This is a genomic window from Bacillus sp. FSL L8-0199 (genome assembly GCF_038005705.1).
In the GTDB taxonomy this organism is placed as follows: domain Bacteria; phylum Bacillota; class Bacilli; order Bacillales; family Bacillaceae_G; genus Bacillus_A; species Bacillus_A cereus.
Window position 1 is genome coordinate 216,823 of record NZ_JBBOTS010000002.1, and the last position, 17,409, is coordinate 234,231.

Here is a 17,409-nt window from a genome sequence, read left to right on the forward strand (position 1 = left end):
AACATGATTAATAAAGAAGTAGTTCCGTCAAAAGTTGAGTTTTGCTGGGGATTACCTGTTATTCCAACACCACAAACAAAAGAACTTCTAGAGGAATATGTTAATCAAGCTAAAAGAGCTGAGAAGAATAACTTTGACTCAGTATTGGTTTCCATTGCACCAACATCTGTTGATCCAATGATAGCAGCGTCTATGATTGGAATGAATACGGAGTTTGTAAAGATTTTGGTTGCGCAAAATACAAACCAGATGCTTCCTACCGTAACAGCAAAAGCATTGAATACTTTAAATAGTTTAATTGGTAATCGTGCAGATATTAACATTGTAACTGGAAGTGCCTCGCTTGTCCTTGCGCGTGATGGATTACCAGAACCGCACCATGTACGATATGCTAGGACAAAAGAATATATTGAGCTGTTACAACAATTAAGACGAGGAGTAACTAGCTATAAAGGTGAGTTTTATCAAGTAGAAAATAGTGATATTTATCCAAAGGAAGATCTCTCTCGAAGTGCCCGCTACTTTGTAGCGGGGTCCTCCGAGGAGGCAATGAGAGTAGCTGCAGAGTATGGTGATGCTTATATACTTTATGCAACAGACCGCAAAAGTCTTAGAGAACACTATCAAACAGTTAATAATTACGCTAAGCAATATGGGCGCGAGAAAATTCCAGGTGCTATTTTAGTAGACATCATTGCTCGTGAGACTTCGGAAGAAGCATATAAAGAAGCATATGAATTACTTGAGAGAACACCAGCAGCCTTAAAGAGGATGACTAAGCTATTTTTAGATAATGCAGATTCTGTTGGACTTCGCCGATACAAAGATTTAATTACAAAAGATAGTATGTGGATAGATGATCATCTTTGGGGAGGTCTAAGTTTAGTTAACCCATCTAATTCAATTTCTATTGTTGGTAGCTATGAGGAAGTCATCTCGACGTTAACTGATTTTTGGGAAATAGGGGCAAATTATTTTCTTATTACTTCTCAGATTAGTGAGCATGAAATTGAACGTATTGGTCAAAATGTTGTGCAACCATTTAAAAAGAAAATTGAAAAGTTAATCCAAGTTAACTAAAAGAGGGCTAAAAATATGAAGTTAAACATATGGTTGAAGTTTATCATTTTAATGACTTTAATAGTACTCCCTTATCGACAGGTGGAAGCACAGGAAACGGTACAGTTTAATGAGAAGAAAATACAGAAGCATATAGAAGAACAAATATCTCAAGCGGGTATTCCTGGACTTTCAGTAGTAATTGTAAAAGGAAACGAAACGATTTATAAGAAGAATTATGGCTATGCCAATACAGACAAAAAACGTCAAGTTACGAATGAGACGCTTTTCGAGCTAGGTTCTACTTCAAAAGCTTTTACGGCATTAGCTGTATTGCAGCTAGAAAAAGAAGGGAAAATTAAACTTAGTGATTCTTTAACTAAATATGTTTCATGGTTTGAAATGGAGTATAAAGGAAAACCTTATGAAATTACACTTTATGACTTATTACACCATACTAGTGGAATACCGGAAAAGGCCATTGGATATATTCCTATAACCAATGGCAAAGATTCTATTGAGAAAACGATTAGAAATGTTATGCCAATAGGACTAAACCGAGAGCCGGGTAGCAGTTTTGAATATTCTACGGTTAACTACGATCTATTAGGCTTAGTAATCGAGAAGGCAACTAATCAATCATTTGAAAGATATGTTCAAGATCATGTGCTATCAAAGTTGGATTTATTGAGTACATACGCTGGACGTGGGATGGCCCCATTAGATAACATGGCCCAAGGTTACAAGCGTAATTTCTTACAATCATTACCCTATGACGCTCCTAATTATAGGGGGAATACACCGGCTGGATATTTTATTTCAAATATAAATGATATGGAAAGATGGTTAAAATTACAGCTTGGGGTTGAAAAGCCTAGGATGTTTCCGGAGGAATTGATTAACGATTCTCATAAAGCGAATAGAAAGGTTGCCCCAGATAGCAATGGAGCTTCATATGCAGCTGGATGGGAGGTCTATCAAAGTGGTGGAGGGGAAATTTCACATGGTGGAAGTAACCCAAATTATTCATCGTATATTGGTTTCCGTGATGAGGAACAGATAGGGGTCGTAGTATTAGCAAATCTGAATAGTAATTACACTTACTATATCGGTAGCAGTCTTTTAAATATGATGATAGATAAAGAAGTTAAACCGTTACTCTATGATGAATATAAGAAAACGGATCAAATAGGAACAGCCTTATTTGTGATCTCATCTTTGTGTTTACTAACGTTATTGGTCATGTTATTTCATTTAATCAGGGAGATTATTTTTAGAAAAAGAAAGTTTATATTACCAACGGGAAAAACATGGTTACATATGGTATTAGTTGTTGCGATATATGGGCTAATGATTTATGCACTTTATCAACTACCAAATCTCTTGTTTGGAGGGCTTCCGTGGGCATTTATAAAAGTTTGGGCTCCTTCAACTGTTGTCCTTGCAATATATGCAATTGCTGGGGTGGGTTTGGCCTATGTTATCCATACATTCTTAAATCTTTGTTTTCCAAGACAAAAGGGAAAGTCGCTTTTGACTTTAATTGTTTTGGGATTAATATCAGGATTTGGTAATGCCTTTCTCATTTTTGTGATTAATGAAACGTTTGTTAGATCAAATAATTTGGAAAATGGCTTGTTGTTTTACTTTGTACTTGGAATCGTTATGTATATCTTTTCACAACGTATTATTAGAACTAGCATTGTATCGTATACAAACGAGCTAGTTTATGAAAAAAGGATGGAATTAACAGATAAGTTGTTACAGACTCCTTATTACAAATTGGAGTTGATTGAGAAGGGCCGAATAGAGGCGACATTAAATAACGATACGGAAGTTATCTCTCGTTCTCTCAATCTATTAGTTACTGCTGGAACAAGTTTATTAACGTTACTATTTTGTTTTCTCTATCTTGGTGTAATGAATATGTATGCCTTTTTACTATCCTTGTGTATCATCTTTATTACTGCAGGGGTATATTCTTTGATCGGACGACAAGCAGATAAAGTTTGGAATGAAACAAGAGATATTCAGAATGTATATTTTCGTTTGATTGGTGATCTAAGGCATGGTTTCAAAGAGCTTAGGCTTCATACTGGAAAACGAAACGATTTTCGAGAAGTTATGAATGAAAGCTGTAATAACTATCGTGTTAAACGAACGATAGGAGATATTAAATTTGCAAATGTGTTTGTTCTGGGAGAACTATTATTCATTTTTGTTATTGGTATTGTAGTTTTCGTATTTCCAGAAATTTTTGTTAATATGCCAAAAGAGACGATAAGTAACTATGTAATTGTTTTTCTGTATATGACAGGTCCAGTTAATGAAATACTGGGCGGTATCCCTCAGCTCGTAAATGTACGTATTTCTTGGCAACGTATTCAACAAATGGTGAAGAGTGTAGATCATATAAAGGCAAATGAGCAAATCGCAACAACAAAAGAGTACTTAGATGTGCCAATTTGTTTGCAGCTACAAAATGTAAGTTATAAGTATAAGAATAAAGATGGAGATTTTACTGGTTTTGGTATTGGTCCAATAGACATGGACTTTAATTCTGGAGAAATAGTCTTTATTGCTGGTGGTAATGGGAGTGGAAAATCTACTTTATCAAAACTGATTACTGGGTTATATGAACCTAATGAAGGTAACGTTTTATTAAATGGAAAAGAAATAGCTCCAGAGGAATTGAATCAATACTATTCAGCTATCCTGAGTGATTTTCATGTTTTTGATAGGCTATATGGAATTAATACAGAAGGAATGAAAGCAGAAATCGATCATTATTTAGAACTTCTCCAACTGAGTGACAAGGTTGGCATTGAGAATGGACGCTTTACTACTACGCAACTATCAACTGGACAAAAGAAAAGGTTGGCATTGCTGGTTACGTATTTGGAAGATCGACCTATACTTTTATTTGATGAATGGGCAGCGGATCAAGATCCTGGTTATAGACGCTTCTTTTATGAAGAATTGTTACCTCAAATGCGAGCGAAGGGTAAATGTATTATTGCTATTACTCACGACGATCAATATTTTCATTTGGCAGATAAGCTTATAGTGATGGAGATGGGAACTGTGAAAATGAATAAAACAAAGGAGGCATTATTATGAGTAAGGAAATTAAATGTGTTGTTTGGGACTTAGATTGTACAATTTGGGATGGTGTTTTATTAGAGAGTGGTACAGTTACTTTAAAACCTGGAATTTATGAAATTATATGTGAATTAGATCGACGTGGAATACTGCAATCAGTTGCTAGTAAAAATAACTACGAAGATGCAATAGCTAAATTACGGGAATTTGGAATAGAAGAGTATTTTTTATATCCGGAGATTCATTGGAACTCTAAATCTAGTTCCATTGAGAAAATTAGAAAAAATTTAAACATAGGTATTGATACTTTTGCGTTCATTGATGACCAACCTTTTGAATTAGAAGAAGTACAGAGCGTTCATAATGATATTCTGTGTATACATGTAAATGAATATAAGTCGTTATTAGACTTGCCACGACTACAACCAAAAAGAATTACAGAAGATTCAGGTCGTCGAAGACTGATGTATTTAGAAAATCTTAAGAGAACGAAGGATGAAGAAGAATATGAAGGCCCAAAAGAAGAATTTTTAGCTTCACTTGGGATGAATTTTGTGATTAGTGAGGCTCGTGAGGAAGATTTGCAGCGGGCAGAGGAGTTAACAGTACGTACGAATCAATTAAATTCGACTGGTATTACCTATGATTATGATGAATTAAACTATTATCGTAATCATCCAGATTATTTATTATTAGTTTGTGAGTTATCAGATAAATATGGCTCCTATGGGAAGATTGGTTTAACACTTGTAAAAAGGACGGAGGAAGCCGACTGCCTAAAACTTCTTCTCATGTCTTGTCGTGTAATGTCCCGTGGCGTTGGTACTATACTCCTCACATATCTAATGGAAAGAACAAAACAGGCAGGTAAACGCTTTTTGGCTGAGTTTCGACAGACTGACCGTAACCGTATGATGTTTGTTACGTACCGATTAGCTGGATTTAAGGAAACTAGCAACGAAAATGGAATATTAATTTTAGAACATAATCTTGAGAATATAAATCCTTATCCTCACTATATTAATATACAATTTCCGGAAACACCAACGGATGTGGATAGAGGGGAAGTGGAAATATGCAACAAACAATTGTAAAGCATTCTCTTACGCATCCACAAAAAAGAGTTTGGTATAATGAACAAATTTATCCAAACACATCTATGTATAACATCGGAGGGATGGTTCTTATTAAGGGGGAAATTAATTTTACAATTTTAGAAAAAGCAATTCAATTATTCATTAAGAAAAATGATGGTTTACGTCTACGGATTTTTCAACAACATAGAGAACCCCACCAATATATATCACCATTTGAACCTACACCAATACGTTTAATTGATTTTTCTAATCATCATAATCCAAGTTTAGAAGCTAGAAAATGGGCCCAGGATGAATTTCAAAAAAAAATTCCACTTGAAGGAGGCCCTCTGTTTGAATTTGTGCTCTTGAAAATAAGTGATGTAGAAAGCTCCTATTTTGTTAAGTTTCATCATATTATAGCTGATGGTTGGACAATCCAACTTATGACGAGTCAAATTATCGATTTTTACTCTAAGTTAAAGAATGATGAGCATATAAATGATACGGTTGAATCTACTTATCTGTCTTATTTACAAGCAGAGGAGAAATATCTGGAATCCCCTCGATACGTAAAAAATAAGAATTATTGGAATGAGAAATTTATGAATCTGCCAGATTTCTTTTTATCAAAAACATCTCATTCTCTAGAAGGGAAACGAAAGATATTTTTAATTGAAAAAGAAAAATCGGTTGCTCTACAGTCTTTTATACAAAAACATAGAATATCTATGAATACATTATTTTCAACCTTTATGCTTATTTATATTCATAAAATGTATGATCAATCAGACATAATCATTGGATCTCCTGTACTAAATCGTTCCGGTGTACTAGAAAAGAAAATAGTAGGTATGTTTACTAGCACAATGCCGTTACGGTTAAATGTGGATGAAGATGAGAGTGTTCTATCTTTCATTAAAAGAGTAAATCATGAAATAAAACAATGTCTATTTCACCAGCGTTATCCTTACAACTTATTGGTAAAAGACTTGCAATTGACTAGTAAAGGATACGATGGTTTATTTCAATATAGTGTGAATTACTATAATACAAAACTTAAAAATACTATCGATGGATTTTCTTTAGAAAACGTGGAGTTTTATAGTGGCTACCAAGCCTATTCATTGCAGTTAGTTATTAAGGAATGGGCAGATGAAGGTTTAGAAATTCAATATGATTATAAAGTCGCGGATTTTGAAGAAGATCAAATCAATTGTATGCATGAGAGGTTTTTAGCTTTAATAGAACAAGTTTTACGTAATGAAGATCAATCGATAAAAGAATTATCTTTGTTATCGGATGATGAGCAAAAGTTTATGTTAGAGAAATTTAACAATACAGCTGTTGTGTATCCGAAAGAAAAAACTATTCAAGAATTATTTGAAGAACAAGTAAAACAGACACCAGAAAAAATAGCAATTCAACATGCTGATAGATCAATGACTTATCTTGAATTAAATAAGAAATCTAATCAGTTAGCAAGAAAGTTACGAGAAAAAGGAGTCAAAAATGGTCAAGTCGTGGGTATACTAGCTAAACATTCACTTGAGATAGTAATTGCAATTTTGGGAGTTATTAAGGCTGGAGGTACATATTTGCCTATAGATCCTTCCTACCCAGAGGACCGAATTCGTTATATTTTGAATGATAGCGGCACAACATTACTTTTAACTGACTATACAAATGAGGGTAATTTAGAATATTTAGGTGAGAAAATTAATATATGTGATCAGAAACTTTATGAAGGAGATAATGCCAATCTAACCCTAGTAACTGCATCAAATGATCCAATATATATAATTTATACCTCTGGAACCACGGGGAATCCTAAAGGAACTGTAATCACTCAACGTGGATTGGTTAACTATATTTCCTGGGCTAAAAAGAACTATATTAGTAGTGAAAATGATGTTTTTGCATTATATTCATCCGTTTCTTTTGATTTAACAGTAACTTCAATATTCACTCCTTTAATAAGTGGTTTATTGTTAGTAATATATCATGATAATGAAGATGAGTTTATTTTGTCAAAAATACTCAAGGAAAATGTAGTAACAGTGTTGAAAGTTACGCCTTCACATTTAGCATTGTTAAATAACTATGCACCTCCAAGAGTTTCATCTCTTCGCAGATTGATTGTGGGTGGAGAGGATTTGAAAACCTCAGTAGCCGAAAAGGTATATGATCTTTTTAGCGGTAAAGTTGAAATAATTAATGAATATGGACCAACTGAAACTGTGGTTGGATGTATGATTCATCGTTATGATCCAGATCTAGATCGAAGAGCATCCGTACCAATTGGTACACCAGCTGATAATGTTCAAATATATTTATTGGATAAGAATCTTCAGCCGGTTCCTATTGGTGTAAAAGGAGAAATTTATATATCGGGTGATGGGGTAGCTAAAGGTTATTTAAATCGTCCGGATTTAACAGCGCAACGTTTTTTATCCAATCCATTTATTTCGAGTGAGAAGATGTATCGAAGTGGTGACTTAGCTGTCATGTTGCCAAATGGATTAATTGAGTATCAAGGACGGATGGATTCTCAAGTGAAAGTTAAAGGATATCGTATTGAAATAGGGGAAGTTGAGAATGCACTGTTACAACACAAGTCTGTTAAAGATGTAGTAGTGGTGAATTGGCAAGGTGAGGATAATTCAAATCATCTAGTTGCTTACATTGTTTTGAAAGACAGTGTTCAAAATATAGAAATACGCAGTTTTATTTCGCATATGCTACCAAGTTATATGATTCCTTCATTTTTTATCTATATGGATCAGCTACCGCTTACTATCAATGGAAAGGTAGATCGTCAAGCGTTGCCAGATCCGATGTTAAATAACGGTTCTAATCATACTCATTTAGAAGAAGTAGATGAAGATGTTACTGGAATGGTTAGTGAAGTTCTCAAGGAAATATTACAGACTGATAGAATCGAATTGCATAGTAATTTTTATCATTTAGGTGGAGATTCTATTAAAGCGATCCAAGTGAGCGCTAGATTACAAGAACTGGGATGGAAAGTTAGAGTTAAAGATGTACTAAATTATCCAGTTGTAAGTGAATTGGCAGCAATATTAGTTAAACAAAAAGATGTTACAGTCTCACAAACATTGGTAACAGGAAAGGTAGAGCCTACTCCTATTATGCGTTGGTTCCTTGATCAACAGTTTAAGAACCCGCATCATTGGAATCAATCGGTATTACTGTCTTTGAAGAAGCCGGTTAAAGAAGAATATGTTAATAAGATGTTAAATACGATCATGCATCATCATGATTTGTTACGGTTAAGGTATGAGGATAAGCAGGATTACTTCTATTATGACGAAGATATGTCCATTGTTGATTCTAAGGTTACCATGTTTGATTTGTCTGAAATTCCAATTGAAATGGCTTTGAATCAGGTTCATATAAAAGGTGAAGAGTTAAAAGGAAGTTTAAATTTGAATGTAGGACCATTATTTAAAGGGGCCTTATTCCAGCTTTCAAATGATCAACAGTTGTTATTATTAACTGCACACCACCTTATTGTTGATGCTGTGTCCTGGCGTATTTTAATTGAAGATGCAAACCGATGTTTGAATAGCTTGTATTTAGGAGAAGTTCCATCGCTACCATTAAAAACTAACTCTTTCCAAGATTGGTCTGAAGCTTTAAATAGTCGAGGAGTTAATTTAGTACATGCTGAATTAGATTATTGGGAATCCATAGATAACACGCTAGATAATAATTTTCAAATTAATAGAGAAAAAGAAAATAGTACTGTTGAAAGTTGTACGACTCTTACCTTTACATTGAATGCAGATGATACAAGAAAACTATTAACTACTGCAAATGTGCCTTACAATACACAACCAATGGAGTTGTTACTTGCTGTGTTGACAGAAAATTTAGGTAAATATACAAACCAAGATCAAATTAAATTTGAGTTAGAAGGTCATGGTCGAGAGGAATTATTTGAGCATCTTGATATTTCACGTACAGTAGGGTGGTTTACAACGATGTATCCTATTGTATTACAAGTTTCGCATAATATTGCTAATCAAATAAAGAGTGTTAAAGAAGAGGTTCGTAAAAGACCTAATAAGGGAATTGGATATGGAATTCTTAAAGAGAAGTTTCCTTCTTGCAAAGATTTAACTCAAAATATAATTCGTTTTAACTATTTAGGAGAGATAGATAATTCTCTCGGGGATGGATGGTTTACTATTGTTGATTATCAAAGTGGCAGTGAACAATCAAAAGATAATCATATTACTGCATTATTGGATATTGTGGCCATGGTTAAGAATAAAAGCTTAGAAATTCATGTGACATTTAGTACAAGTCATTTTCAAAAGAATTTTGTAGAAAATTTATTTTCAGATTATTTAGAACGACTACAGACATATATCCAATCCTGTTGTCAAATGCAAAGAAAAGAATTTACTTCATCAGATTTTGAAACCTTAAACCTTAGTGATGAAGAAATTGATAATTTGTTTGATTAAACAACTATTTGATGAAAATTTTATTTAATAAAGGAGAAGTCACTTGAGAAAATTAATGAAAGATTTATCGCCAGGATTGAATAGTAACAAATATTTGGTTTGTGTTCCTTATGCTGGGGGCTATTCGAATTCTTTTTTACCTTTAAAGAATTATTTACCAAAAGATATAAAACTTATTTCATTTGATCCTCCAGGCCATGGTCCTAATCTTTCGCCACTAGTTGATAACATAGATGATCTTGTTAATTTATATTTAATGGAGATGCAACCAATTTTAGAGGGAGAGGTTACATTATTTGGCCATAGCATGGGAGGAATTATAGTTCACCGTATGGCTCAAATTTTAGAAAGTAAGGGCATAAATCCTAAAAATGTTATTATCTCTGCTATGAATCCACCGGAAATAAGAAGAAAAACAAATCATTTAGATGATAAAGACTTTATAGATTATATAAAGTCTTTGGGAGGATTACCAGATGAAGTATTACAACATCAGGAGCTTTTAAACTATATCCTTCCAGTTATTCGATCAGACTTTCGTGCCATTGAGAATTATATAAATGATGACACAACATTGTTGAAAGCGCCCCTATATATTATTAGTGGAACAACAGACTCTAATTATACAGTAAAAGGGGCTAAGAAGTGGGTAGAATGGGGCAATGAGGTTCATTTTCTAACAGTTAATGGTGGTCATATGTTTTTACTACATCAAGCTGACATCGTGGGCGAGTTAATTATGAAAATACTAGATAGGGTAAAATCTGTGAAGTAAAAAAATTAAGAGATGTATCTGAGTAAGAGAAAAGTGCATTTCTGTGCTTTATGTGAAACTTCTATCGTTAAAGTAGCAATCTAATTGGTCGTCATTGGGAGTTTTATTACTGAGGAAGAAAACTCCCAATGACGAGTATGATTGTGCCCCCTCATGATAAAACGGATAGGTCTATGGGGAACATAACCACTAAATATGTAGTATTTAGTATCAATATCATAGAGAATGGTGGGAAGAAAAAATGCTTGATAAATTTACCCAGCAGGTTTTATTATCTAGTGAAAAATTTAAAAAAGAAAAAGAATATTGGTTAGACAAGTTATCAGGTGATGTTGAGTTAAGTAGATTTCCTTGTGATTGTCTGTCTTTAAATAATATTCAGGCTTCTAAAGAAAGTTATTATTGTCAATTCCCATCGGATATTGCGAAGAGAGCTGTAGCAATTAGCAATAATTCTGATATGTTACTGTACACTATTTTATTATCAGGTGTGAAATATCTCTTAAGTAGATATACCGATAAGGATGATGTAGTAATTGGAATGCCAGTTTTTAAACAAGGTCAAGAAGAGACGGTTTTTCAAAACAACTTTTTATTATTACGTACTCAAATAAATCAAGAAGATAATTTTAAAGAAATAATATATAAAATTAAAGAAACAATTTTAGAGTCAAATGAACATTGTCATTTTCCTTTTAATAAACTTACTCAATTATTAAGTCTAGATGGAGAGAGTAATAATCTTCCGTTATTAAATACAATAGTAATGTTAGATGATATTCATTGTTATGAGAGTACAGATAAAATAAACTCTGATATGGTTATTAGGTTTATGAAAAATGAAGAACAGTTAAAGGTTCAAGTGGATTACAATTCTACTTTATATAGTGAAGGATTAGTTAGTAGAATAGTTAATCATTTATATAATATTTTAGATATATTAATGAAAGATCCAAATAAATCTGCAATGGATCTAGATGTAATGCCTAAAACAGAAAAGAATCAAATATTATTTGATTTCAATCATACGACTAGAGTTCATAAAACATTACTTTGTGAGACTGTAACAGCTCCTCAATTATTTGAAGAGCAGGTAAAACAGAATCCTAATCAAATAGCGATTGTATGTAATGGAAAAGAAATTACATATAAACAATTAAATATAAAAGCTAATCAGTTGGCGAGAAGGTTATTAGACCAGGGAGTTAAAAGAGAATCCATTGTTGGTGTGATGATGGAACGCTCTATTGAGATGATTATAGGCATATTAGGTATCTTAAAAGCGGGTGGGGCGTATTTACCGATTGATACCGAGTTACCAAAACAAAGAGTGGAATATATGCTGACAGACAGCGAGTGTTCACATGTACTAACATATCAAAACTCTATTATAAAGGGAGTAGCATTTCAAGGTAGTGTAATAAATCTAATGGATATTCCTTTTGAAGAAGAACAAGTAGAAGATTTGCAGATAACGATGGAACCTCAAAATTTGGCATATGTTATTTATACATCAGGTTCTACAGGCCAGCCCAAAGGGGTAATGATTGAACATCGTTCCTTAACTAATTTTTTGTGTGCAATGTATGAGGACTTCTCTCAAGATATAGGGATAACTGATAATGTACTATTCTCAAGTAGTATTTCTTTTGATGTTACTATATTTGAAATATTTGTCCCATTGGTATATGGAGCAAGAATGACTATTTATCAAGGTGAGAAGTTTGATGTACCAAAACTTGTACAAGTCATTCTTGAGGAACAGGTCACGTTAGCATATATTCCACCTACCTTATTAAATGAAATATATGATTATTTTGTAAGGGCGAATCAGAAGATATCGTTAAATAAACTTTTCGTGGGAGTAGAACCTATTAAAACAGAATTACTCGCAAAATACGATCATCTATTTAGGGGGAACCTCCAAATATTAAATTTATACGGACCTACAGAGGCTACAGTCTGTTGTACATCTTATCAATATGAGAGGGATAAAGAAATTACAACACAAAACGTACCAATAGGTTCGCCATTGTTAAATACTAAAATTTACATATTGGATTCATTTCACAGGCTACAACCTATAGGTGTTCCAGGAGAAATATGTATTTCTGGCATAGGGTTAGCTAGGGGATACATCAATCGAAAAGAATTAACAGCAGATAAATTTATTGATGATCCATTTGAACATGGTGAGAAATTATATAAAACAGGAGATATAGCGAGATGGCTACCTGATGGTAACATAGAATACTTGGGACGAGTTGATCATCAAGTGAAAATAAGGGGATATCGAATAGAACTAGGTGAGATAGAAGCAAGTTTGTTAAAATATGAGACAATCAAAACCGCCGTAGTAATACAGCGAGAAGATGAAAGTGGAGAAAAGTATTTATGTGCGTATGTAGTTACAGAAAAAGATATTCCTATTCCAGAGGTAAGAGCATATTTAGCAACCAAGTTACCATATTATATGATACCTCAACAAATCATATCCATTCAAAACATACCGTTAACACAAAACGGAAAAATAGATAGAAAAAAATTACCTCAACTTATTAATAATTTGAAATCTAGTCATCTAGAGCCGACAAATTCTACAGAAAGAAAATTAGTTGATATTTGGAAAGATGTATTAGGAATACAAAGGGTAGGAATACGGGATAATTTTTTTGAGATAGGTGGTCATTCATTAAAGGCTGCTAAGTTAATTTCTATCGTTAATAAAGAATTTAATGTGCAATTATCTATTAAATCCCTATTTAAGTTTCCTGTTTTGGTTGATTTTTCAAAATGTATATTAGAAATGGAAAAAAGTAATTATATTTCCATAGAACCTGTAAAACAACAAGAGTATTATTTAGCTTCTACGTCACAAAAGAGAATGTTTATAGTAGATCAATTCGAAGATGGTACAAATACAACTTATAATATGCCCACAATACTTAAAGTAGAAGGGGATATTTGTAAAGATAAGTTTGAAAATATATTTCAATCTTTAATTGAGAGACATGAAATATTAAGAACTTCTTTTCAAATTTTAGATGGGGAATTAGTGCAGAAAATTGAGCCTAATGTAGATTTCAATATTGAATACGTTCATGTAAATGAAAAAGATGCGGATTATTTAATACATGAGTTTATAAGTCCATTTGATTTATCAAAACCTCCATTATTAAGGGTGTTGCTTTTAAGGATAGCAGAAGAAAGACATATTCTTGTAGTAGATATGCATCATATAATATCTGATGGTTTATCAATGGGGATATTAATAAAAGAGTTTGTAGAATTGTATAAAGGAAATGAGCTTCCAAAATTGAGAGTGCAGTACAAAGACTATGTGATGTGGCAAAATGGACCTTACTATAAGAATCTAATTAGTGAACAAAAGAATTATTGGTTAACAACTTTAAACGGAGAACTCCCGGTTTTAAATTTTCCAACCGATTTTCAAAGACCGACTATACAAAGCTTTAAAGGTAATGTTTGTTCTTTTAATTTGGGAACAGATTTAACTTTTAAAGTAAATAAACTAGCAACTGAAACTGGTACCACGCCATATATGATTTTATTGGCCATTTATAACATACTTTTATCTAGATACACAGGTCAAGAAGACATTATTGTAGGTTCGCCTATTGCTGGAAGGTCTCATTCTGATACTAATCATATGATTGGTATGTTTATTAATACTTTAGTAATGAGAAATTATCTAGAAAATGACGATGAGTTTATTGAGTTTTTGAGTAGATTAAAACTCAATACATTAGAAGCTTATGAAAATCAAGACTATCCTTTTGAAGAACTATTAGAAGGTTTAGACTTGCATAGGGATACAAGTAGAAATCCATTATTTGATACCATGTTTGTTTTTCAAAACATGGATATGAATCCAATATCTATTGGTGAATTAGAATTTACACCGTATCCGTTTAAGCAGTCAGTTTCAAAATTTGATTTGTCATTAGTAGCAACGGAAATAGATAATAACATTCATTTAAAAGTAGAATATAGTACTAAGTTATTTAAAGCGGAGACAATAGAAAGGTTAATGGTACATTTTACAAATATAGTTGAGGAAGTAACTAATAACCCTAGAGTACGATTGCGTAATATTAATATGTTATCTATAGAAGAAGAACATTGTATTATGAATGAATTTAACAAAAACGAGAATTCAAATTCTAATCATTTATTAGTGCATAAAATGTTTGAAGAACAAGTAAAACAGAACCCTAATCAAATAGCCGTTGTATGTAATGAAAAAGGAATTACATATAATGAATTAAATATAAAAGCTAATCAGTTGGCGAGAAGGTTATTAGACCAAGGAGTTAAAAGAGAATCCATTGTTGGTGTGATGATGGAACGCTCCATCGAGATGGTTATAGGTATATTAGGTGTCTTAAAAGCAGGTGGGGCGTATTTACCAATTGATACCGACTTACCAAAACAAAGAGTGGAATATATGCTGACAGACAGTGGGTGTTCACATGTATTAGTACATCAAAACTCTATTATAAAGGGGATAGAATTCCAAGGTAATGTAATAGATCTCATGGATATGTCTTTTGAAGAAGAACCAGGAGAAGACATGCACATGATGATAGAACCTCACAACTTAGCGTATGTTATTTATACATCAGGTTCTACAGGACAACCTAAAGGAGTAATGATTGAACATCGATCCTTGACTAACTTTTTGTGTGCAATGTATGAAGATTTCTCTCAAGATATAGGGATAACTGATAATGTACTATTCTCAAGTAGTATTTCTTTTGATGTTACAATTTTTGAGATATTTGTCCCATTGATATATGGCGCAAGAATGACTATTTATCAAGGTGAGAAGTTTGATGTATCAAAACTTGTACAAGTCATTCTTGAGGAACAGGTTACATTATCATATATTCCATCTACTTTATTAAATGAAATATATGATTATTTTGTTAGAGATAACCAGAAGATAGTGTTAAATAAGCTACTTGTGGGAGTAGAACCCATTAAAACAGAATTACTCGCAAAATACGATTATCTATTTAGGGGGAACCTCCAAATATTAAATGGATACGGACCTACAGAGGCTACAGTTTGTTGTACATCTTATCGATATGAGAGTAATAAAGAAATTACAACACAAAACGTACCGATAGGTTCGCCATTGTTAAATACTAAAATTTATATATTGGATTCATTTCATAGGATACAACCTATAGGTGTTCCAGGTGAAATATGTATCTCTGGCATAGGGTTAGCTAGAGGATACATCAATCGAAAAGAATTAACAGCAGATAAATTTATTGATCATCCATTTGAACGAGGTGAGAAACTATATAAAACAGGGGATATAGCAAGGTGGCTACCTGATGGTAACATTGAATACTTGGGCCGAGTCGATCATCAAGTAAAAATAAGGGGATATCGAATAGAACTAGGTGAGATAGAAGCGAGTTTGTTAAAATATGAGACAATCAAAACGGCCGTAGTAATAGATCAAGAAGATGAAGCTGGGGAAAAGTATTTATGTGCATACGTAGTTACAGAAAAAGATATTCCTATTCCAGAGGTAAGAGCATATTTGGCAACAAAGTTACCACATTATATGGTACCTCAACAACTCATACCAATTCACAATATACCATTAACACAAAATGGGAAAATAGATAGAAGTAAGTTACCGAAGCTAAATACACTGGGCAATAGTAATTATGTACCACCAAGAAATGAAATAGATAGTAGTTTAATTGATATTTGGAGTAGTATATTAGGCGTAAATAGTATTGGTATAAATGATAATTTCTTTGAATTAGGTGGTCATTCTCTTAAGGGATTAAAGTTATTCGAAAATATTAAGAGAATGTTTAATGTGCAACTGCCATTAAGTTTATTATTTCAAAAGGCTACTATTGAACAATTAAGTGATGTAATAAGTAGGAATAAAGGAATAGACAGTGAGTGTTTAATTCCAATTCAAAATGGGACAAACAAGGATAGTCAATGGTTCATTGTTCATGGACAAGGAGGGGGTATATTAAACTATTATGATTTGGCTAGAGAATTAGGAGAGGATAAGACTGTATATGGGTTACAATCTATAGGATATGATGATAATAGATTTCCAAACTTATCTGTAGAGGAAATGGCGGTAAGATATATAGAAGAGATTAAACAAGTAAAAAAAGAAGGGCCATATACCTTATTAGGATGGTCTTTTGGAGGAATAGTTGCATTTGAAATGGCTAGAAAATTAGAAGAACTAGGTGATAAAGTTAGTTTTCTAGGTTTACTTGATGTTCATCCTATTGAACAAGGTAAGGAGATTCTTAGTTTAAATATTAAGAATGCATTTGAAGTATTGGAAAAATTCAATGATCAGTTAGGGATTGAGAAAATTAGTTTTGAACAAATGAGTGAAGAACAATTAATAGAATCTTTACTGAAAAAATTTACATTGAATGAAAATAGTTGTCAGCAAAATTTTGAAGATCCAATGATGAATAAGTTAAAAGTAATGATAGCTAATAGATATGCATACCTAAAATATAATTGTAAACAAAAAATAAAAGCAGATATCTTTCTATTTAATGCATCTATTAATGACATTCACCCACTAGTAGATTATAACAGATGGAATGAATATACATCAGGGGAAGTATATGCTTTGCAAGTGCCAGGTTCCCATCTGAGTATGTTAGAGAAACCGCATATTCATGAATTGGTAAAGAGTATAAAAATGAGTTTTAAACAAATGCTCTTATTAGCAAATGTAAATAGGTGAAATATTATTTGAAATTGTACAATATTAGTTTTCTAAAAGTCTCATAAAATCGTGTATAACATATTATGAGACTTTTTTCTTTGAGCCCATTCAATAATAAACATAAAGAGGTTAGAAAATAAG

Annotated in this window: 6 protein-coding genes; all 6 read left to right on the plus strand. The window is 32.6% G+C overall.

What is annotated here, in order from left to right:
* Positions 1 to 3: 3 nt before the first annotated feature.
* Positions 4 to 1,080, plus strand: a complete 1,077-nt coding sequence (locus tag NST86_RS29010; protein ID WP_000608549.1) for an LLM class flavin-dependent oxidoreductase — start codon at positions 4 to 6, stop codon at positions 1,078 to 1,080.
* Positions 1,081 to 1,095: 15 nt separating this feature from the next.
* Entirely contained in the window at positions 1,096 to 4,179 is a 3,084-nt protein-coding gene (locus NST86_RS29015; protein ID WP_061663555.1) for a cyclic peptide export ABC transporter, read from the plus strand.
* Positions 4,176 to 5,255 carry an HAD-IIIC family phosphatase gene (locus NST86_RS29020; protein WP_000031543.1) on the plus strand — a complete coding sequence of 360 codons (1,080 nt, stop codon included), beginning with the start codon at positions 4,176 to 4,178 and terminating at the stop codon, positions 5,253 to 5,255. The genes NST86_RS29015 and NST86_RS29020 overlap by 4 nt, the downstream gene beginning before the upstream one ends.
* Positions 5,237 to 9,733: a non-ribosomal peptide synthetase gene (locus tag NST86_RS29025; protein ID WP_061663556.1), complete on the plus strand. Its 4,497-nt coding sequence runs from the start codon at positions 5,237 to 5,239 to the stop codon at positions 9,731 to 9,733. The genes NST86_RS29020 and NST86_RS29025 overlap by 19 nt, the downstream gene beginning before the upstream one ends.
* Positions 9,734 to 9,776: 43 nt before the next feature.
* Positions 9,777 to 10,508, plus strand: coding sequence for a thioesterase II family protein (locus NST86_RS29030; protein WP_001228849.1), 732 nt, complete (start codon positions 9,777 to 9,779; stop codon positions 10,506 to 10,508).
* Between the two features lie 241 nt (positions 10,509 to 10,749).
* A complete protein-coding gene (locus NST86_RS29035; RefSeq protein ID WP_340935023.1) occupies positions 10,750 to 17,286 on the plus strand; it encodes an amino acid adenylation domain-containing protein in 6,537 nt (2,178 codons plus the stop codon).
* Positions 17,287 to 17,409: the final 123 nt, after the last annotated feature.

Bases quoted from the DNA above. Each gene is read 5' to 3' on its own strand.
- NST86_RS29010 (WP_000608549.1), top strand. From the start codon at position 4: ATGATTAATAAAGAAGTAGTTCCGTCAAAAGTTGAGTTTTGCTGGGGA.
- NST86_RS29015 (WP_061663555.1), top strand. From the start codon at position 1,096: ATGAAGTTAAACATATGGTTGAAGTTTATCATTTTAATGACTTTAATA.
- NST86_RS29020 (WP_000031543.1), top strand. From the start codon at position 4,176: ATGAGTAAGGAAATTAAATGTGTTGTTTGGGACTTAGATTGTACAATT.
- NST86_RS29025 (WP_061663556.1), top strand. From the start codon at position 5,237: ATGCAACAAACAATTGTAAAGCATTCTCTTACGCATCCACAAAAAAGA.
- NST86_RS29035 (WP_340935023.1), top strand. From the start codon at position 10,750: ATGCTTGATAAATTTACCCAGCAGGTTTTATTATCTAGTGAAAAATTT.